We start from the raw sequence: 19,969 nt of genomic DNA on the forward strand, positions 1-19,969 counted from the left end.
AGAAATCGATCAAATGTGGGAGGGGGCTTGCTCCCGATAGCAGTCTGTCAGCCACTGGGTCAGGTGACTGAACCACCGCTATCGGGGGCAAGCCCTAATGCCAGTCAGTTAAGGACGAACACTGTACCGGTGGCGAGGGAGCTTGCTCCCGCTGGGCCGCGAAGCGGCCCCAAAAATGGGACTGCTGCGCAGTCCAGCGGGAGCAAGCTCCCTCGCCACAGGTTACTTTTTACCCTTTCTACTTCTTAACTGACTGGCATTAGGGCAAGCCCCCTCCCACATTTTGCCCCTCATACATCAGATAGCTATCAATGTGCCGAGGTAGCGTTTGCCCTTGCCGCGTGCAGCTTCTTGTAGCTCTCGATCAAGCGCAAATGCCGGTCCAGCCCTTCCAGCTTCATGCTGGTCGGCGTGAGCCCATAAAACCGCACGCCGCCGTTGACCGAGCCAATCACCGCGTCCATGCGTTCGTTACCGAACATGCGGCGGAAGTTGGCTTCGTAGTCGGCCAGCTCCAGATCTTCGTCCAGCTCCATCTCCAGCACCGCATTCACCGCCTGGTAAAACAGCCCGCGTTCGACGGTGTTGTCGTTGTACTGCAGGAACATTTCCACGCATTCCTTGGCCTCCTCGTGCTGCTGCAGCGCGAGGAAGATCAGCAGCTTCAGCTCCAGAATGGTCAGTTGGCCCCAGGCGGTGTTGTCGTCGAACTCGATGCCGATCAGCGTAGTGATGTCGGTGTAGTCGTCCAGCTCGCTTTCGATCAAACGCTCCACCAGCGCTTGCAACTGCGCTTCGTCCAGGCGGTGCAGGTTGAGGATGTCATCACGGAAAAACAGCGCTTTGTTGGTGTTGTCCCAGATCAGGTCGTCCACCGGGTAGATTTCCGAGTAGTCCGGCACCAGGATGCGGCAGGCGGTGGCGCCCAGGTGCTCGTAAACCGCCATGTACGACTCTTTGCCCATGCCTTCCAGAATACCGAACAGCGTCGCGGCTTCCTGGGCGTTGGAGTCTTCGCCGTGGCCGGAGAAGTCCCATTCGACGAATTCATAATCGGACTGGGCGCTGAAGAAGCGCCACGACACCACGCCGCTGGAGTCGATAAAGTGCTCGACGAAGTTGTTCGGTTCGGTCACCGCCTGGGCTTCGAAGGTCGGCTGCGGCAAGTCGTTCAAACCCTCGAAACTGCGGCCTTGCAGCAGTTCGGTGAGGCTGCGCTCCAGCGCCACTTCCAGGCTCGGGTGCGCGCCAAACGAGGCGAATACACCGCCGGTGCGCGGGTTCATCAGGGTCACGCACATCACCGGGAATTCACCGCCCAGGGACGCGTCCTTGACCAGCACCGGGAAGCCCTGGGCTTCCAGGCCTTCGATACCGGCCAGAATGCCGGGGTATTTGGCCAGCACCTCAGCCGGTACATCCGGCAGCGCAAATTCGCCTTCGATGATTTCGCGCTTCACCGCCCGCTCGAAAATCTCCGACAGGCACTGCACCTGGGCTTCGGCCAGGGTGTTGCCGGCGCTCATGCCGTTGCTCAGGTAAAGGTTTTCGATCAGGTTGGAGGGGAAATACACCACCTCGCCATCGGACTGGCGCACGAACGGCAGTGAGACGATGCCCCGCGCTTCGTTGCCCGAGTTGGTGTCGAACAGGTGCGAACCGCGCAGCTCGCCGTCGCGGTTGTAGACCTTCAGGCAGTAGGCATCCAGAATTTCACTCGGCAACTCGTCGTTCGGGCCCGGCTGGAACCAGCGCTCGTCGGGATAATGCACGAAGGGCGCGTTGGCCAGTTCCTCACCCCAGAACTGGTCGTTGTAGAAGAAGTTGCAGTTGAGCCGCTCGATGAACTCGCCCAACGCCGACGCCAGCGCGCCTTCCTTGGTCGCGCCCTTGCCGTTGGTAAAACACATCGGCGAGTGGGCATCGCGGATATGCAGCGACCACACGTTGGGCACGATATTGCGCCACGAGGCGATTTCGATCTTCATGCCCAGGCCCGCCAGGATCGCGGACATGTTGGCGATGGTCTGCTCCAGCGGCAGGTCCTTGCCGGCGATGTAGGTGCCCGCCTGGGACGTCGAGTTGGGCATCAACAGCGCCTGGGCGTCGGCGTCGAGGTTGTCCACTTCCTCGATCACGAACTCGGGCCCAGCCTGCACCACTTTTTTCACAGTGCACCGGTCGATTGAGCGCAGGATGCCCTGGCGGTCCTTGTCCGAGATATCCGCCGGCAGCTCGACCTGGATTTTGAAAATCTGGTTGTAGCGATTTTCCGGGTCGACGATGTTGTTCTGCGACAGGCGAATATTCTCCGTGGGAATATTGCGCGTGGCGCAGTACAACTTCACAAAGTACGCCGCACACAACGCCGACGAAGCCAGGAAGTAATCGAATGGCCCCGGCGCCGAACCGTCGCCTTTGTAGCGAATCGGCTGGTCGGCAATCACCGTGAAATCATCGAACTTGGCTTCAAGCCGAAGGTTGTCGAGAAAGTTGACCTTAATTTCCATGCGGGCACACCAGAATAACGGGCTAAACAAAATGGCCGCCATTATGAAGATTTTCGCCGGGAAGTCTCAGGGTTTTGCGTGTGGGCTGCTGATCGGTATCGCTATGCCAGCAGCGCTTGAGCCGCTGGCATAACGTGATGGCCGGTCAGAGTTCGCGCGAAATCAGGCGTTGCGCCAGGCTGGTTCGATTGATCGCCAACTCGCTGCTGACGTCCGGCCCGCGATAGACCATGGACGTTTCATGGTGCACGTAATCGCCCGAACGCGCCGCGCTCAGCCAATTGAACGAGCCCACGCACAACAGCGCTTCATCGGCCATCACCAGTTTGCTGTGCACCTTGTTGACCACACGCACCTGCACCGCGTGGTGCTTCAAAGTGGCCAGCGCATCCTTGAATTCGGCGACTTTGCCGGGGTCACCGTCGGACTTGCTGCGGCCGATGCCAGTGTTGAAGTGCAAATCGGTATACACCGTGACCGGCACCCCGCGCCGCACGGTGCCGCACATGGCCTCAAGGGCGCCGCTTTCGCGCATCCCCCTCAGGCGCACCCAGGGCGTCACGATCTGCACCTGCTGCTGCGCCGTCTCCAGGGTCTGCAACAGGAACTGATCATGTTCGGCAAACTCATGCAGGTGGCTCAACCCGGTGCGCGCCGTCAGCAAATCCGCCCGAGGCTGGAAATCAAACGTGAGCGCATTGTCCGCGCTGTTCAACAAGTACTGCGCCAACCGGCCACGCGGCTTGCTGGCGGGGATCTGGCTGAACAGGTCCATATCGCCGAACACCAGGAAACTGTCTTTGGCGCGGGAAACCGCCACGTTCAACATGCTGTCCCTACGGTCGATAAACGCACCGTCGGCATGCTTGGAATACACTGCAGAAAAAATCACCACCGGGCGTTCGGCGCCCTGGAAAGAGTGCACGGTGCCAACGGTCATTTCACCGTCGCCTTTGCCGGTACGGATACCCAGGGCGGCGCACGCCTCGGTAATGGCCTGGGTCTGCGCGCCAAAGGGGGTGATCACCCCGAGGATTTCCCAGAGTTCCTTGTTATAGCGCTGGGTCAGCTGCTGTTCATTGGCCTTGATCCAGGCAGCGATGGTCTGTGCTTCCAGCAGGTTATGGCGGCTGCCGCCCTGCTTCTGCTGGCACAGCCCGTCGATATGCAGGTAACCCAGGCCCGGCAAGCCACCCTGCGGTTTGGCGCCGCGTCGCGGTTGCAGCTTGCCTTTGTAGCAGAGCGCATTGCAGTAATCGATGATCGAGTCATAGCAACGGCGGTGTTCATACAGGTAAAGGCCGCGGGCCAGGTCGCGGTCGTAGTGATAGCGGCTGGTGGACTGCGCAATCGCCATGACGCTGCCACTGGCGGCACTGCGCCCGCTGTCACAGAAAGCTTCGTAGTCATCGTCCACGCGGCTGCGCGACAGCAGGCCGGCAGCGAGCAGGTTGCCGATATCCACCGACGGCGGCACCGACCAAATGGGTTCGATTTGTTGCGTGTCGCCAATCACCAACGCCTGCCGCGCCAGGGCGAAAGACGGCGCCGCCACCTCGGGCAGCACCTGGCCCGCCTCGTCTACAATCAGCAGGTCGATGAAGTTCAGCGCGTAATCGGCGACATAACCATTGCCGTCACGGCGGCTGCACGACAGCTCGGCCGGCAAGCGGTAGAACGTCGCCACCACGCAAGGCGTGAGCTTCATCCAGCGCCGCCAGTTTTTTTCCAGGGTCTTGCGGCCGTTTTTTTTGCGGCTTTTAAGAATCAGTGGCAGCTCATCGGCGACTTCCAACAGCCAGCGGCCCTCCCAATAATGCGTGGTCAGCAGGAACGTCTCGAAGCGCAGCGAGGTGTCCGCCCAACGGTCGCAGTCCTCCAGCGTCACCTCGGCGGCGGGCTTGCCGATGGCATCGGGTAACCGGGCAATCACCGCCTGCCAGTTCGACAGCTCGCGCTGTTCATCGCGCCGCAATTGCTCCACACGCTCACGCTGGGTTTCAAGGATTTTCAGGCTTTGGGCGATGTGCGCCACGGCGGCCGTCAGCAGGCGCTCTATCTCATGCACGTCGCTGGCGCTCTGCAGCTGTGCATCAGTTTCATCGATGTGCAGTTTGGCCAAGCGCAGGCGCTTGGCGGCAATCGGGCCGAACCAGCCGAACAGCGTGTAAATCAATGACTCATGGGCCAGGTAATGCTTGAAATCTTTCAGGCGTGCCTTGGCGTTTGCCAACTGATCGGACTGCGCCCGACATTGCCCTTCAAGCGCCGCAATTGCCGTGTATGGATTATCGCCGAGCAAGGCCTTCATGGCGTCGCGCGCCGCGTTCAATCTTGCCCAGCCCTTCTCGATATCGCCCAGTTGCTGCTGACGCAGTTGAATCAGGGCCTGCAGCTTGTCGACGGTGCCCTTGAGCGTGGGCTGCGACGGCCCGGGAAAGGCGATGGCGGCATGCTCCAGATAAGCCTGCTGCGCTTTATCCAGATAGTCCTGCGTCTCCAGCTCCAGGTAAAAGCTTTTGGTCTGGTAGGTGCGGGCCATCTCCGCTTCCGCAGCGGCCTTTGGAAAGTAAGCGCCAAAGCTGTTGATATCCGGAAGCCAGCGCCCAGCAAAGGGGCCAATGCCTGCCGAGAAGTCCTTGCCAAATGCCTTGATGATATTGGTGACCGCCTGATTGTTCGTAGAACTGGCGACAATCACCGGCGGCTCGCCGCCCTCGGCAGCGGCCTTGGCCCAAAGCGAGGCGACGACCGACAAGAGCAACGTGGTCTTACCGGTACCCGGCGGCCCGTTGACCGCCAGGATATCCCCGGCGTTACCCGCCAGCAGGTGCGCGAGGCTGTCGCGTTGGGCAGGCGCCAGCGCGTATTCGTCACCGGCATGCCCTCCTCGCTCGGCGAACAGGCTGTTGGCGGCCAGGCACGGCTCATCGGGCATGCGCTCGCGTTGTGCGAACCGCTCGAACAACGGCGCATCCGGTTTGCCAAGGCGCAAATGATCGTACAGCGCCACGATATTGCGGCTGAAACCTTCGGCTTTCTGTTCCTTGAACACATAGCAATAGTTGACCGGATCAAAACCGTCGTCCGCGCCGTTCCAGGCGTTGCAGACCGTCTGGAACATCGTCTTGCAATAGCGCAGGTGGGTGATCCACTGCTCGCGGTAGTGCTCCGGCTGCACCTCTGTGCCGGCGGGTGGCGGCTCGAACTGCGGCGCATCTTGTGCGGTTAGAAACGTATCCAGGTCATGCTGGGCGCCGATGGTGAAGTTGTCACGATCCAACGGCTCCAGAATATCGCGCGGCACCAGCGTGGGCCCGGTCGGATAGATAAGCCCGTCGCGGGTGACCGACACGCGGCAAATGATCGGCGTGATGAACGCCGGCAGCCCGTTGCGCGCCTGGCGGTGCTCCTGGCGTGAGGCGTACACGAACGGGCGTAGCGTGACCTCCACCTGGAGCAGTTGTGCCGGTTCGCCGGCAAATAGGCTGTCCACTTGCTCAACCGGCAAACAACCAGCGGCCAGTGAAGCCAAGGGTACTGCGGAGTAGGTTTTGACATGGCTCGGGGATAACGCACCATTGCCGTTTTCCGCGTCGGCCAGCGAGGTGCGCCAGTAGTTGGCAAGCTTCAGAGAATAATCGTTCATCGTCCTGATTCAGTGCAGACCGTGACTCACTGTTACGGTCGGTGGGTGGGGATGTGGACCGAGGGTAACGGTTCAGGGAGCAGGTGGGCAATCACTTGGGTTTAAAAGCAAACGGCGCAGGCTTGATGAATTACTGTTTGAATACAGGCCCTGACTGCTATGTTTCGCGCCTCACACGCAAAAGGACAGCCCATGGAACCGTTAGCGATAAATGCGGCGCTGGTGATCATCGATATGCAAAAAGGCATGGGCGACCCCACTCTTGGTCGACGCAACAACCCAGACGCCGAACTGCGCATGCAGCAGCTTCTTACCGCGTGGCGACAGGCGCAACGCCCAATTATTCATGTGCGGCATATCTCTCGTTCCCCTGGCTCGGTGTTCTGGCCTGGTCAACCAGGCTGCGAATTCCAGGACGCGCTGCAGCCCCTCTCCCACGAACAAGTGATGGAAAAAAACGTCCCGGATGCGTTCATCGCCACGGGCCTTGAGCGCTGGCTGCACACGCGCTCGATCAGGCAAGTGGTGATCGTCGGAGTCATCACCAACAATTCCGTGGAGTCCACGGCACGCTCGGCTGGCAACCTGGGCTTTGACGTGATCGTGGTCGCGGATGCCTGCTTTACCTTCGATCAGACTGATCTATCGGGGCGGCTGTGGCCGGCGGAAGATGTACATGCGTTGTCGTTGAGTAACCTGGCGATGGACTATGCGAGGGTGGTCGAGGCCCAAGCGCTGCTGGCCTGAGCGCTTGTTCAGGCGTAAACCGCTCAAGGCGCAGATCGAAAAACCCCGGCATCCACCAACATCTCGGCCAACCCTTGCGGCCATACGGTGTCATCCGTCGAACGCAGTGCCTGGGCCGACCACCAGCGATGATCGGCCATGACCTGCGCTTCCTGTTCAGTCCATTCGGCACGGGACACTGCCTCACTTGGCGCATGCACGACGAAGTAGCGTTCAATCGCCAGCACCGTTTCGCCGCTCGGCAGCCTCAAGGGGAAGCTGCGCTCTGCTACAGGGGGCTGCACACCGCTGACCGTAAGGCCGGTTTCCTCGCGCAGCTCGCGAATCGCTGCAGCCTCGAAGGTTTCGCCGGCTTCAACGCCTCCGCCTGGCGTGGCCCAATAGTCGTTACCGGCCAGGGCGCCTGCTTTATGGACAAACCTGAAAAGAAGTACTTCGTTCGAGGGGCTTATTACCAGTAGACGTGAGGCTTTGCGCTCGCGCATTAAATTGATTCCTTTCTGATCACGACTGTCACTGTGGCGAGGGAGCTTGCTCCCGCTGGACTGCGCAGCAGTCCCATTCTTTTAAAGCGAAGAGCGGGGCCGCTTCGCGCCCCAGCGGGAGCAAGCTCCCTCGCCACAGGTTATGGGTTTATTGCCGCTGCGAGGCCATCCAGTCAAGGAATGCATCAAGACGCAGCAGGAACGCTTCACCCTCGGCGCTTGGATTTCTGGCCTCAAACAGGAAGTAGGCGATTTGGGTAATCATGGTCGGGTAACGCTGCCGGAACAGTGCCACATGGTCCTCCAGCGTCTGCGGGCACATCGAGGCTACTGGTGACCGCAGCGTATGCGTGGAGCGGATCAACTTGCTCGCAGCTTCGCCCTGCAAACACAGGCGCTGCGAGGTGTTCTCGGCTTGCGCAATGTCTGTTCGATAGCGGGTCAGCACATCCATCAGTAAAGGCTCGAAGTCAGCCTGCGCAGGCGCGGCGCTCACAGGTGGTTCAGCACTCATAAGCTATGCACCTCGATCACCAGGCCTTCCTCTTCGCTCGGCACACGAAAGTGGCGGGTAATCAGGTCGAATTCGGCATCGGTGGCGGCGAAATCATGCTCGCCGCTGGCGTTGCGTGCGTGCAGTCGAGTCCGGCAGGTGGCGTCATCCAGCGCCAGGTAATGCAGGCAATGCGGTGCCTGGGCGGCCTGCGCCAGGGTGAGCAGCCATTCGCGATTAGCCAGGGTGTTGGCCGGAAAATCCAGCACCACATTGACGCCCGACTTCAGCAGATCGATCACCAGCGGCTCCACGACACTGCGGATCTGCCGGGCACAGGCCAGGTAATCGCAATCGTCTTGATCTGACCGGGATACAGCGTGGCGAGCCAATGGTCTTCGCTGAGCAAGATGGCAGCGTGATCGGTGGCAAGACTGCTGGCGAGCGTAGATTTGCCGGACGCGATCTTGCCGCAAAGCAGATGCAGGGTAGCCATGGGACGGTTCCTTTGTGGGGCCGCAAAGCATGCCATGTTTCAGGCGGATCGGTGCTGCCAATACGTATGAAACGCCAGGGCGGCGATGTTCTTGTCCTTGGCTTCGAGCATGATGTCGAAGCGATCCAGAAACTGCAGTGCATAGTCGTTGGTCCAGCGGTTCCACATTTGCGCGCTGTGGGCGTAGAGGTCGCGCTTGGACACCACTTTCAACAAGGCCGCCATTTCCAGTTTGTGCTCGGCATCAAAGCCCAGTGCCTGAAGGCTTTCCGGGGGCTGGGAGTAATGCATCGTGGGCCGCACGCCACGCCAGCTGTCGATGACTTGGGCGACGCGTGGGGAGTCGGGGTCGATGTAGAGGTCTTCGTTGATCCAGCAATGGTGAATGTCCAGTACCACCGGCGCCAGGTCGGCGACTTGCAGGCAATGGTCCAGGCCGTAGGTTTTCTCGTCATTCTCAAAGGTGATGCAATTGCGCGCCACTTCGGACAGGCGCGACCAAACCGCCCGCGTGCCCTCCACACCCAGGCGCCCGGCGATATGCACGTTGCACTTGAGGTCCTGGAAGCGCCGGCCGTAACCCATCATGCGAATCATGTCGGCGTGGTATTCGAATTCGGCCAGGCTGTTCTCCACCACGCCGGGGTTTTCCGAGGCCAGCACACAGTACTGGCCGGGATGAAACGACAGGCGGATATCCGACGCCCGCGCCAGCTCGCCAATGGCGGCAAACCCTTCCTGCAATTGGCGCTGGATCGCCGGGTCCTGATACACAGCGGCAACGTCGGGGTGGCTGTAGAACGGCAACAGGTCACTGCTCAGGCGCAGCATGCGCAAGGTCGGCGGCAGCTCGGCGACGTAGGCCAGCAGGCGCAATTGGGCGGCGAGGTTGTGGGTGACTACCTCGACCAGTTTATCCCGCGCCACCTTGGGCTCGACGCTGTTCATCCAGCGCAACGTGGTGGTACGCGGGTTGAACGGGCCTTCGATCAGCTTCAAGGCACTGGCCGAAGGCAGTCGTTCGGGATGCTTGTACTGGCATGCAAAGCCGATGCGCGGGTGGGTCATGGGAACGCCTGTAATAAGCAATGAAGGTTAGAGGCTTAGGTGAATCCGGCGGCCAAGGGTTCGAAAAACATCCGGACACGAACCTTCGGTGAACTTTCTCACAAACAGCGCGCTCCTTTCCTATGCAAAGCCTATGTGCAAAGCCTATGCAAAGTCATCGCACGCCTAGCCAGGCGTGCCGAACGATAAGGAGCTGCATCCCCCATGACTACCCTTCCCGCCTACCGCTGCACGCCAGGCCCGCTGCATGCGACCTTGCTCGCCGGCAGCGTGCCGCTGTTCCTCGGCGCTACGCTCAGTGACATTGCCTACGGCCAGACCTACCAGATTCAGTGGGCCAATTTCGCCTCCTGGCTGATTGCCGGTGCGTTGGTGTTCAGTGGGTTTGCCCTGTTATTCGCCCTGGTCAACCTGCTGCGCGCCGAACGCAAGGCCGGGCGCCCTGCCGCCTACTTTCTGCTGTTGTTGGCCGCTTGGGTGTTGGGGCTGATCAACGCCTTCCAGCACGCCAAGGATGCCTACGCCATGATGCCGACCGGCCTGGTGCTGTCAGTGATCGTCACGCTGCTGGCGATGGTGGCGACGTGGATCGGCCTGACTAACCTGCGTTCGGGAGCTGACCAATGAAAACCACCCACACCTTGACCCTGTTAAGCGCAGCGTTGCTGCTGGCCGCGTGCGGCGGCGAAGGCGACAAGACTCAGGTCCACGGCCCCGACCCCAAGTTACCGGCCCAACAAAGCAGCCTGCTGCCGAGCATGAAGATCGCCGAGCCCGTCGCCTGGGGCGACCAGAAACCCAAGGTACCCGAGGGCTACAGCATCACGGCGATCGCCACCGACCTCGCCATCCCGCGCCAGACCCTGGTACTGCCCAACGGCGACATCCTCGTCGCCGAAGGCCGTGGCGGCAGCGCGGCCAAGCTCAAGCCCAAGGATGTGATCGCCAGCCTGATCAAGGCCGAGGGCAATACCAAGGTCAAGAGCGGCAACCGCATCACGCTGTTGCGCGATGCCGATGGTGACGGCACTTATGAACTCAAGACCGTGTTCGCCGACAACCTCAACGCGCCCTATGGCCTGGCTTACGCCGATGGGAAAATCTACGTGGCCAACCAGGATGCGCTGGTGCGCTTCGACTATGCCGACGGCCAGACCAAGGCCAGCGGCGCCCCGGTCAAGGTCACCGACCTACCGGCGCAGATCAATCACCACTGGACCAAATCCCTGGCGGTGAGCGAGGACGGTCGCCAGCTCTATGTCGGGATCGGCTCCAACAGCAACATCACCGAGCGCGGCATGGAAGTGGAAATCGACCGGGCGATGGTCTGGCAGATCGATGCCGCGACCGGTGCGCACAAGCCCTATGCCACCGGCCTGCGCAACCCGACGGCGCTGACTATCCAACCGGGTTCGGGGCAGCTGTGGACGGTGGTCAACGAGCGCGATGAACTGGGCCCGGACCTGGTGCCGGATTACCTCAGCTCGGTGCGCGAAGGCGCCTTCTACGGCTGGCCTTATAGCTACTGGGGCCAGAACGTCGACCCGCGTGCGCAACCGCAGAACCCGGCCAAAGTGGCTGCGGCGATCAAGCCCGATTACAGCCTCGGTTCGCACGTTGCGGCACTCGGTGTGGATTTCTCCATCCCGGCCATGGGCGAAAAATTCGCCGACGGCGTGTTCGTTGGCGAACACGGCAGTTGGAACCGCGATAATCCGGTGGGCTACAAGGTGATCTTCGTACCGTTCAGCAACGGCAAACCGGCTGGCGAGCCTGTGGACTTCGCCACCGGTTTTCGCGGGGAGGATGGCAAGACCCGTGGTCGCCCGGTCGGTGTGACGGTGGACCCGAAAGGTGCGCTGATCATTGCCGATGATTTGGCCAACACAGTGTGGCGGGTAACGCGTAATCGATGAACCGACACTGCCGGAGCGGCTTGCCCGCTCCGGCACACTCATTCAGAGGTCGGTGATTTCCTTATGGCGCGGCACCAGCGTCTTCATCACGCTCCACGCCACCAGGTACGCCAGGGCACAGATCGCGAACATGATCATGTAGCCGGTGTGGATGTCGTTGATGGATTTGTAGTAGTCAAACACCCAGCCGCCGATCTTGGTCATCACCACTCCGCCCAAGCCTCCCGCCATGCCGCCGATACCGACCACCGACGCGACGGTTTTCTGCGGGAACATGTCCGATACCGTGGTGAAGATATTGCACGACCACGCCTGGTGTGCCGAGGCACCCACGCCGATCAGCAGTACCGGGACCCAGAAGCTGATGTAGCCCAACGGCTGCGCGAGCAGCACCACCAGCGGGAACAGTGCGATCACCAGCATGGCTTTCATGCGGCCATCATAGGGCGCGTCGCCCCGTGCCATGAAGTAACTGGGAAACCAGCCACCCCCGATACTGCCGACCATGGTCATGCTGTACAGCACGGCCAGCGGCATCACGATATCGGCGCCCTTCATGCCGTATTGCGCCGACAGGTAAGTGGGCAGCCAGAACAGGAAGAACCACCAGACGCCGTCCGTCATGAACTTGCCGAAGGCAAAGGCCCAGGTCTGGCGATAGGTCAGCAATTTGAACCACGAGACTTTTTTCGGTGTTGCGCCCGCAGCCAATGGCGTGAAGGGTTGTACGGTCTGGTCGCTGCGGATGTAGGCCAGTTCTTCGGCCGACAGGCGTTTTTGCTGCTCAGGTTTTTCGTACACGGCGGCCCACACGGCCACCCACACGAAGCCCAGCATGCCGATGACCATGAAGGCCGCTTCCCAGCCCCACATCCCGGCGATCAATGGCACACAGATGGGCGCCAAAATCGCGCCTACGTTGGCGCCCGAATTGAAGATCCCGGTGGCGAAGGAACGCTCTTTCTTGGGGAAGTACTCGGCCGTGGCCTTGATCGCGATGGGAAAGTTGCCCGCCTCGCCAATCGCCAGCACCGCGCGTGACAGCATGAAACCGGCAATCGACACCGGAATCACCGCCAGCCCGACCGCAGTGCTGATCGCCGCAAGGCCCTCACCCATCTGCACCGAGAAGGCATGCATGATCGCGCCGGTGGACCAGATGCCAATCGCCACGACGTAGGCGGCCTTGGTGCCGATCTTGTCGACAAACCGCCCGGCAAACAGCATGGAAATCGCATAGACGAACTGGAACACCGCCGCGATGTTGGCGTAATCGGTGTTGCTCCAGCCAAATTGCGTGGACAACTGCGGCGCCAACAGGCTGAGCACCTGGCGGTCGAGGTAGTTGACGGTAGTGGCGAAAAACAGCATCGCGCAGATCGTCCAGCGATAGCTGCCGACCGCCTGGCCGACACGATGGGCACTGATGGGCTCGTTCAGATTCATGGCATCACTTTTTATTTTTGTTAGGTAGGACATATGTAACGTCATATGTCGTCGTACAACTGTGGCTTTTATATCGGGCTGCCTGGGCAGTGTCAATCTGAAAGATTGCTGTGAACGAGGATTTACAGAGGTGTGAAAACTGTCAGGCTGACGCAGTTGTAGGATGACAAACACGCATCACCCGGCTGGGTGCTTGGCCGGGCACATCATCGAGCAGGCCGAATGGCTGCATGCCGATCTTCTCCAGCACGCGAATCGACGCCGCGTGCTCCGGTCGTACCAGCCCGAAAACCTCCGGCAAGCCCAGTGTTTCGAATGCCAGCACCAAGGCATCGTGCCCCAACTCAGTGGCATAGCCCTGCCCCCAGGCTTCGACGGCGAAGCGATAGCCGAGGTTGATGCGCGGCACTGTCAGGTAGTTGAGCGGCGCAATGCCGCCGAAGCCGATGATGTGTTCGGGAGCCTCACGCCGTGCAACCGACCACCAGCCGTAGCCCAGGGCAGACCATTGGTCGAGCCAGCGCTGCAGCAGGCACTGCGCATCGTCAAGACTGGCCATGGGGCCGGCAGGGTTGAACAGGTTGGTCTGGGGGTCGCTGTAGATGGCGAATAATCGCCCCACGTCAGCAGGCTGTGGTTGGCGGTAGATGAGGCGTGAAGGGTTGTTTGGCATACAAATGACGTCCCTATTGGCGGCATAACGCTGCGAGCCCAGTGTAACCAGCAAAGACACACCTCTGTCATGCACAGCACTGGACAATGTGGGAGGGGGCTTGCTCCCGATTGCGGTGGGTCAGCGGCGAATTTGCTGACTGATACACCGCAACGGGAGCAAGCCCCCTCCCACAGGCCTCACACCAACGATATTTCGCCAATGCGAGAAAAAATCCCGCGATGGGTGAATTATTTAGTGTCCGCTTGTATCTGAAGTGACAGAGCGGTGCCATCGCGGCGATGGCGCCTCCCGTTCAGCTTCTAGAGTGGCCCGCATGAAATTACGTAAGAAACGCGTCAAACCCATCGGTTTGAACGACATCACCATTGTCGACGACAACAAGATGCGCAAGGCAATCACCGCCGCCGCACTGGGCAACGCCATGGAATGGTTCGACTTTGGCGTCTATGGGTTTGTCGCTTATGTGCTGGGCAAGGTGTTCTTCCCCGACGCGTCCCCCAGCGTACAAATGATCGCGGCACTGGCCACCTTCTCGGTGCCCTTCCTGATCCGCCCACTGGGCGGTCTGTTCTTCGGCGCTCTGGGTGACAAGTACGGACGACAGAAAGTCCTCGCTGCCACCATCGTGATCATGTCCTTGAGCACCTTCGCCATCGGCCTGATTCCGGGGTACGCGTCCATTGGCATCTGGGCGCCGATCCTGTTGCTGTTGTGCAAAATGGCCCAGGGCTTCTCGGTGGGCGGCGAATACACCGGCGCGTCGATTTTCGTCGCCGAATACGCCCCAGACCGCAAGCGCGGGTTCCTCGGCAGTTGGTTGGACTTCGGCTCGATTGCCGGCTTCGTGCTGGGCGCCGGCGTGGTGGTATTGATTTCCACCGTGCTCGGCGAGGCGGATTTCGAGGCCTGGGGCTGGCGCCTGCCGTTTTTCCTGGCCCTGCCCCTGGGCATCATCGGCCTGTACCTGCGCCACGCGCTGGAAGAGACTCCGGCGTTCCAGCAACATGTCGAAAAACTCGAACAGGGTGACCGCGAAGGCCTCAGCCATGGCCCCAAGGTGTCCTTCAAAGAGATCGCCACCAAGCATTGGCGCAGCCTGCTGACCTGCATTGGTATCGTCGCGGCCACCAACGTGACCTACTACATGCTGCTCACCTACATGCCCAGCTACCTGTCACACAACCTGCATTACGCCGAAAACAGCGGTGTGCTGATCATCATCGCGATCATGGTCGGCATGCTGTTCGTGCAGCCGTTCATTGGCTTTGTCAGCGACAAGATCGGCCGCAAGCCCTTCATCATCGCCGGCAGCATCGGCTTGCTGTTTTTGTCGATCCCCGCCTTCATGCTGATTACCAGCGGCAAGACCGGGCTGATCTTCAGCGGCCTGCTGATTCTGGCAATTGTGCTTAACTTCTTTATTGGCGTGATGGCATCGACGCTGCCGGCGATGTTCCCCACTCACCTGCGCTACAGCGCGCTGGCGAGTGCCTTCAACGTCTCGGTATTGATCGCCGGTATCACGCCCACTGCAGTGGCCTGGCTGGTAGAAAGCACCAACGACCTGTACATGCCGGCTTACTACCTGATGGTGTTCGCCGTGGTCGGTCTGGTCACGGGCCTGACCATGAAGGAAACTGCCAATAAACCACTGCGAGGAGCGGCCCCGGCGGCCTCCGACATGGAAGAAGCCAAGGAACTGTTGCAGGAGCACCATGACAATATCGAGCAGAAGATCGAAGACATCGATGCTGAGATTGCGGCGCTCCAGGCCAAGCGCGAAAACTTGGTGCAGCAGCATCCACGGATCAATTAAGACCTGGCTGTGCGTGGTCGCTGTCTGCGGCCACGCCTTTGGAGCGTTCACATGATTCCAAGCGTCACCTCTGCCCAATCGCTGCTGAGCGCCGACGAACGCGCTGCCATCGCAGAAATCGAAGCGACCACCAACATCCTTAAACTGGTCACCCGCCTGACCGGCATGCGCTTCGCCGGCATCGCCAAATTCACTGACCTGGAATGGATAGTCTGCTCGGCCTACGACCCCATGCAGATGGGCATCCATGTCGATGACGTGCTCGACCTGGAAACCACCCTGTGCAGTGAGTTCTGCGTCGATCCCCAAGCCTTGTTCGTCCCGCAGATCAGCCTCGACGGCCGCTTTGCCGCACGCCCGGTGGTCAAGCAATACGCCATCGAGAGCTATGCCGGCGCGCCGATTTTCCTGCCCGACGGGCGCCTGTTCGGCGCACTGTGCGCGCTGGATTCACGCGCCATGCTGTTCGACGACCCCAACCTGCCGGAAACCCTGAGCCTGTTCGCGCGACTGATCGGGTGCATCTTTTACGCTAACTTGACGCCGTCAGAGCAGTAACACCCGCCCTGCCCCGCAGCGCGGCCATGTCGCGCTTGGGCGGCACGCCAAACAGACGGCTGTACTCACGGCTGAACTGCGACGGGCTTTCATAACCGACTTTGAACGCGGCACTGGACACGTCCTGGTGCTCGTTCAACATCAAGCGCCTGGCCTCGTTCAAGCGCAGCCATTTCTGATACTGCAACGGGCTCATCGAGGTCAGTTGGCGGAAGTGATGGTGAAAGGTTGCCGCGCTCATCTGCACGCGTGCGGCCAGTTCTTCCACGCGCAGTGGGCTGTCGAAATTCAGTTTCAGCCAATCGATGGCCTTGGCAATCCGATACCCCTGCCCGTCCACTGAACAGATCTGGCGCAGTCGGCCGGCCTGGTCGCTCTTCAATAACCGGTAGTGGATCTCGCGCTGGATCAACGGCGCCAGTACCGCGATGGCGTCAGGTTCATCCAGCAGCGCCACCAGGCGCGCGAATGCCGCCAGCATGCCGTCCGTCACCGAGCCGATGCCAACGCCTTTCATCATCGCGCGTTCACGGGTTGGCGGCAGGCCGCCCTGGGCGATCAGCTCGGCCAGCATGCGCAGGTCCAGCTTGAACATCAGCCCCAGGCACGGTTGCCCGGGGCTGGCGACCAGCACTTCGGAGTTGGCCGGAATATCCAGTGAGGTCACCAGAAATCGCGCTGTGTCGTAGGGATAGCCCTCACCGCCGACCCACAACCGCTTCTCGCCCTGTACCACCAGCACGATGCTCGGTTCGACCATGCACACCACCGGCGCGGCCGGTTGTTCACGCCGATAGAACCCCAGGCCCGGGATCGGCATCGGGAAGTCGCCGGGCGCCGGGATGCGCGAGCCGATGGCCTGGATCAGCGCGTCCAGCGGCGATTGATGGATCGTCATAGGGCCCTTCCACTGCTTCACTGAATGTCTTGGCAGGACTTTACCCGCGCCAGCCCCAGGCGTCGCCGCCAAACCGTGAAACTCAGAGGATCAGGCAAGTAATCCACTCAAATGCACTACAGAAGCCCTGCCGCCATCGGGAAAATGCTCGGACACTTCGCAAGGAACATCCCTATGAAACGCCTCCTGCTCGCGCTGGGTTTGCTGGTGACTTCCCTTTCCTCATTAGGAGCCGATATGTCCAACGGTGCTGATAACTTCTACACAAGCGACACGGTGACGGCCGAGAACGTCACCTTCAACAATCAATACGGCATGCAGGTGGCGGGCACGTTGTTCACGCCTAAACACCTCGCCGCCGGATCCAAAAGCGCCGCCATTGTCGTCGGCCATCCCATGGGCGCCGTCAGGCAACAAAGCGCCAACCTCTATGCCACCAAAATGGCCGAACAGGGCTTCGTCACGCTGTCCCTGGACCTGTCGTTCTGGGGCGAAAGCGCCGGCACGCCGCGCAACGCCGTACTCCCCGATCTCTACACCGAAGACTTCAGCGCCGCCGTGGACTTCCTCGGCACCCGCCCCCAGGTCGATCGTGAACGCATCGGTGCCATTGGCGTGTGCGGCAGCGGCAGCTTCGTGATCAGCGCGGCGAAGATCGATCCGCGCATCAAGGCGATAGCGACCGTCAGCATGTACGACATGGGCGCCGCCAACCGCAACGGCCTCAAGCACGGCGTGACGCTGCAACAGCGCCAGCAGGTGTTGCGCCAGGCTGCCAACCAGCGCTATGTCGAGTTCCAGGGCGGCGAGACCGTCTACACCGGCGGCACGCCCCAGACCCTCACCGGCGACGCGGTGGGCGATGAGTTCTACGATTTCTACCGCACCCCGCGCGGTGAAGTCACGCCGCCAGGCGCCTCCAAGCTCACCACCACCCGGCCGACGTTGACCAGCAACGTGAAGTTCATGAACTTCTACCCGTTCAACGACATCGAGACGATCTCCCCACGCCCGCTGCTGCTGATTGCCGGGGCCGACGCGCACTCCCGTGAATTCAGCGAAGACGCCTTCCAGCGCGCCGCCGAGCCCAAGCAATTGCTGATCATCCCGAACGCGGGGCACGTCGATCTCTACGACCGGGTCAACCTGATCCCGTTCGCCAAACTCACCACCTTCTTCCAGGGCTATTTGAAGTGATGTCCGCTACGCCACAAACCCAACGCTGGGGCGCCGTGCTGGCGATGTCGCTGGCGGCGTTCGCGCTGGTCGCTTCCGAATTCATGCCGGTGAGCCTGCTGACACCCCTGGCCGCCGACCTGCACATCACCGAAGGCCAGGCCGGCCAGGGCATTTCGGTGTCCGGGGTGTTTGCCCTGCTCACCAGCCTGGTGATCGCCTCGATCGCCGCGCGGGTGGATCGCAAGCGCCTGCTGATGGCGCTGACACTGCTGATGATCGTCTCCGGCAGCGTGGTGGCGTTCGCCCCGAACTACCTGGTGTTCATGCTCGGTCGTGCGTTGATCGGCGTGGCGATTGGCGGCTTCTGGTCACTGTCGGCGGCCACGGCGATGCGCCTGGTGCCCCAGGCCCAGGAGCCGCGTGCCTTGGCCATCGTCAACGGCGGCAATGCACTGGCGACGGTGATTGCGGCGCCGCTGGGCAGCTTTCTGGGCGGCATCATCGGCTGGCGTGGCGCGTTTTTCTGTGTGGTGCCGGTGGCCGTGATTGCACTGGTGTGGCTGCTGGTGAGCCTGCCTGCGCTGAAGAACAAGGCCGAGGCGAAAGCCGGCAATGTCCTGAGCCTGATGAAAAACCCCACCGTAGCCCTGGGGATGGTGGCCGTCAGCGTGTTCTTCATGGGCCAGTTCATGCTGTTCACCTACCTGCGACCGTTCCTGGAAAGCGTGACCCGGGTTGACGTCTCCACGCTGTCGTTGATGCTGCTGGTGCTCGGCCTGGCGGGCCTGGCGGGGACGTTCCTGATTGAACGCTTCCTGAAGCACCACCTGTACCCGACGCTGATTGCCATCCCACTGATAATGGCAGGCATCGCCCTTGCACTGGTGGCGTTCGGCAGTTCCACCCTCATGACCAGCGTGTTGCTGGGCAGCTGGGGCCTGGTGGCGACCGCCGCGCCGGTGGGCTGGTGGACATGGTTATCGAGAACCACGCCTTACAACGCCGAGGCTGGCGGTGGCTTGATGGTTGCCATCATTCAGTTGGCGATTGCCGCAGGCGCCACGGTCGGCGGCGTGGCTTTCGACCTGAGCGGTTACCAGGCGACCTTCGAACTGAGCGCGGCCTTGCTGGTGGTCGCCACCGTGCTGGCCTACCTGGCGTCACGCCGCCCGCGGCCTGCCCGCGTTATCAGCAGCACTAGCTGAAAAACTGACTCGGCGTCTTGCCGAACTGTTTCTTGAACATGCTGGTAAAGGCGCTGGGGCTTTCGTAGCCCAACTCAAGGGCCACATCGATAATTTTCTCGCCCACCGCGATGCGCTCCAGCGCCAACAGCAAACGGGCCTGCTGGCGCCACTGGCCGAAGGTCATCCCGGTTTCGCGGCGGAACAGGCGTTGAATGGTTTTTTGATCCAGGTCCAGGCGCTGGCTCCAATCGGCGACGGTGGACGCATCGCCCGGATCTTGCTGCAGCGTCAGGCAGATGTGATTGATGCGCGGGTCGGCGGGCTGAGGAAGTGACAACGGCAGCGCGGGCAGGATAGCCAGCTCATCGAGGATCAGGCGCATGATCCTGGCGTCGCGCGAATCCTCGGCAAAGGGCGGTTTCAAGCTGACCGAGACTTTGATCAATTCACTCAGCAGCGGCGACACCGTCACCGTCTTCGGCTCGGTCGGCAGGTCCGGAAAGCTGTCCGGACGCACGAATACGCTGCGCATTTTCAAGGTGCCCACGCAACGCAGCGCATGCACCTGGCCACAGGGCATCCAGAACCCGCGATTGGGCGGCACGGTCCACTGGTTCAACGCCGAATACACCACCATCACGCCGCCAATGGCGTAGAGCAGTTGATGCTTGTTGTGGCTGTGCTCGGGAATCACCCAGTTTTCCGGGTAGTCAGTGGCCGAGCTGATGACGGCCCAATCGCCTTCATCGATCTCCTGGAGGAATTTGTCGAGGGATTTGATGATTTCGCCCTTTTTGCGATGAATTACGCCCGAATTGCGCGAGACAGGCATTTGCGTCGACTCT

16 protein-coding genes and 1 pseudogene are annotated in these 19,969 nt (G+C 61.0%); 7 read left to right on the plus strand and 10 right to left on the minus strand.

Features of this window, described 5'->3' with window-relative positions; all coding sequences use genetic code 11:
* Positions 1-308: 308 nt before the first annotated feature.
* Together C4J87_RS13735 and C4J87_RS13740 are read right to left on the minus strand one after the other, a co-directional pair.
* Positions 309-2,510, minus strand: a complete 2,202-nt coding sequence (locus C4J87_RS13735) for an OsmC domain/YcaO domain-containing protein (RefSeq protein WP_124367226.1) — start codon at positions 2,508-2,510, stop codon at positions 309-311.
* A 145-nt stretch (positions 2,511-2,655) separates the two neighbouring features.
* A complete protein-coding gene (locus C4J87_RS13740) occupies positions 2,656-6,159 on the minus strand; it encodes an AAA domain-containing protein (RefSeq protein WP_124367227.1) in 3,504 nt (1,167 codons plus the stop codon).
* A gap of 192 nt (positions 6,160-6,351) precedes the next feature.
* On the opposite strand from C4J87_RS13740, the gene C4J87_RS13745 reads away from it, so the two are divergent.
* Positions 6,352-6,906 (plus strand): cysteine hydrolase family protein, encoded by a 555-nt coding sequence (locus tag C4J87_RS13745; protein ID WP_124367228.1) that lies wholly within the window; start codon positions 6,352-6,354, stop codon positions 6,904-6,906.
* Positions 6,907-6,929: 23 nt separating this feature from the next.
* On the opposite strand, the gene C4J87_RS13750 is transcribed toward C4J87_RS13745, so the two are convergent.
* The 4 genes and pseudogenes from C4J87_RS13750 to C4J87_RS13770 all read right to left on the minus strand — a co-directional run bounded on the left by C4J87_RS13750 (position 6,930) and on the right by C4J87_RS13770 (position 9,448).
* Positions 6,930-7,391 carry an NUDIX hydrolase gene (locus C4J87_RS13750; RefSeq protein WP_124367229.1) on the minus strand — a complete coding sequence of 154 codons (462 nt, stop codon included), beginning with the start codon at positions 7,389-7,391 and terminating at the stop codon, positions 6,930-6,932.
* 148 nt (positions 7,392-7,539) lie between these two features.
* The gene (locus C4J87_RS13760; protein ID WP_124367230.1) at positions 7,540-7,905 is read right to left on the minus strand and encodes a hypothetical protein; all 366 of its coding nucleotides are present in this window, start codon (positions 7,903-7,905) and stop codon (positions 7,540-7,542) included.
* Positions 7,902-8,380: pseudogene (locus C4J87_RS13765) on the minus strand (AAA family ATPase). Before C4J87_RS13765 ends, C4J87_RS13760 begins: the two are co-directional and overlap by 4 nt.
* Positions 8,381-8,419: 39 nt before the next feature.
* On the minus strand, positions 8,420-9,448 hold the full coding sequence (locus C4J87_RS13770; RefSeq protein WP_124367231.1) for a UV damage endonuclease UvsE: 1,029 nt from the start codon (positions 9,446-9,448) through the stop codon (positions 8,420-8,422).
* Positions 9,449-9,652: 204 nt separating this feature from the next.
* Between C4J87_RS13770 and C4J87_RS13775 the strand changes: the two genes are divergently transcribed.
* Complete coding sequence (locus C4J87_RS13775; RefSeq protein WP_124367232.1) at positions 9,653-10,075, plus strand: DUF2231 domain-containing protein; 423 nt, start codon at positions 9,653-9,655, stop codon at positions 10,073-10,075.
* Positions 10,072-11,364, plus strand: a complete 1,293-nt coding sequence (locus tag C4J87_RS13780) for a sorbosone dehydrogenase family protein (protein ID WP_124367233.1) — start codon at positions 10,072-10,074, stop codon at positions 11,362-11,364. The genes C4J87_RS13775 and C4J87_RS13780 overlap by 4 nt, the downstream gene beginning before the upstream one ends.
* Positions 11,365-11,406: 42 nt before the next feature.
* Here the strand turns inward: C4J87_RS13780 and C4J87_RS13785 are convergent, their stop codons facing one another.
* Together C4J87_RS13785 and C4J87_RS13790 are read right to left on the minus strand one after the other, a co-directional pair.
* Positions 11,407-12,810, minus strand: a complete 1,404-nt coding sequence (locus tag C4J87_RS13785) for an MFS transporter (RefSeq protein ID WP_124367234.1) — start codon at positions 12,808-12,810, stop codon at positions 11,407-11,409.
* A gap of 142 nt (positions 12,811-12,952) precedes the next feature.
* A complete protein-coding gene (locus C4J87_RS13790) occupies positions 12,953-13,483 on the minus strand; it encodes a GNAT family N-acetyltransferase (protein ID WP_124367235.1) in 531 nt (176 codons plus the stop codon).
* A 316-nt stretch (positions 13,484-13,799) separates the two neighbouring features.
* On the opposite strand from C4J87_RS13790, the gene proP reads away from it, so the two are divergent.
* The gene (gene proP / locus C4J87_RS13795) at positions 13,800-15,302 is read left to right on the plus strand and encodes a glycine betaine/L-proline transporter ProP (RefSeq protein WP_124367236.1); all 1,503 of its coding nucleotides are present in this window, start codon (positions 13,800-13,802) and stop codon (positions 15,300-15,302) included.
* A 51-nt stretch (positions 15,303-15,353) separates the two neighbouring features.
* Positions 15,354-15,860 (plus strand): GAF domain-containing protein, encoded by a 507-nt coding sequence (locus C4J87_RS13800; protein ID WP_124367237.1) that lies wholly within the window; start codon positions 15,354-15,356, stop codon positions 15,858-15,860.
* On the opposite strand, the gene C4J87_RS13805 is transcribed toward C4J87_RS13800, so the two are convergent.
* On the minus strand, positions 15,835-16,758 hold the full coding sequence (locus C4J87_RS13805) for an AraC family transcriptional regulator (RefSeq protein ID WP_124367238.1): 924 nt from the start codon (positions 16,756-16,758) through the stop codon (positions 15,835-15,837). The genes C4J87_RS13800 and C4J87_RS13805 overlap by 26 nt on opposite strands.
* A 174-nt stretch (positions 16,759-16,932) precedes the next feature.
* Between C4J87_RS13805 and C4J87_RS13810 the strand changes: the two genes are divergently transcribed.
* A complete protein-coding gene (locus tag C4J87_RS13810) occupies positions 16,933-17,955 on the plus strand; it encodes an alpha/beta hydrolase (RefSeq protein ID WP_124367239.1) in 1,023 nt (340 codons plus the stop codon).
* A complete protein-coding gene (locus C4J87_RS13815; RefSeq protein ID WP_177412794.1) occupies positions 17,955-19,142 on the plus strand; it encodes an MFS transporter in 1,188 nt (395 codons plus the stop codon). The genes C4J87_RS13810 and C4J87_RS13815 overlap by 1 nt, the downstream gene beginning before the upstream one ends.
* Here the strand turns inward: C4J87_RS13815 and C4J87_RS13820 are convergent.
* The gene (locus C4J87_RS13820; protein ID WP_124363083.1) at positions 19,135-19,956 is read right to left on the minus strand and encodes a helix-turn-helix domain-containing protein; all 822 of its coding nucleotides are present in this window, start codon (positions 19,954-19,956) and stop codon (positions 19,135-19,137) included. The genes C4J87_RS13815 and C4J87_RS13820 overlap by 8 nt on opposite strands.
* Between the last annotated feature and the right edge of the window lie 13 nt (positions 19,957-19,969).

The sequence above is a fragment of the Pseudomonas sp. R1-43-08 genome (genome assembly GCF_003852255.1).
GTDB lineage: Bacteria > Pseudomonadota > Gammaproteobacteria > Pseudomonadales > Pseudomonadaceae > Aquipseudomonas.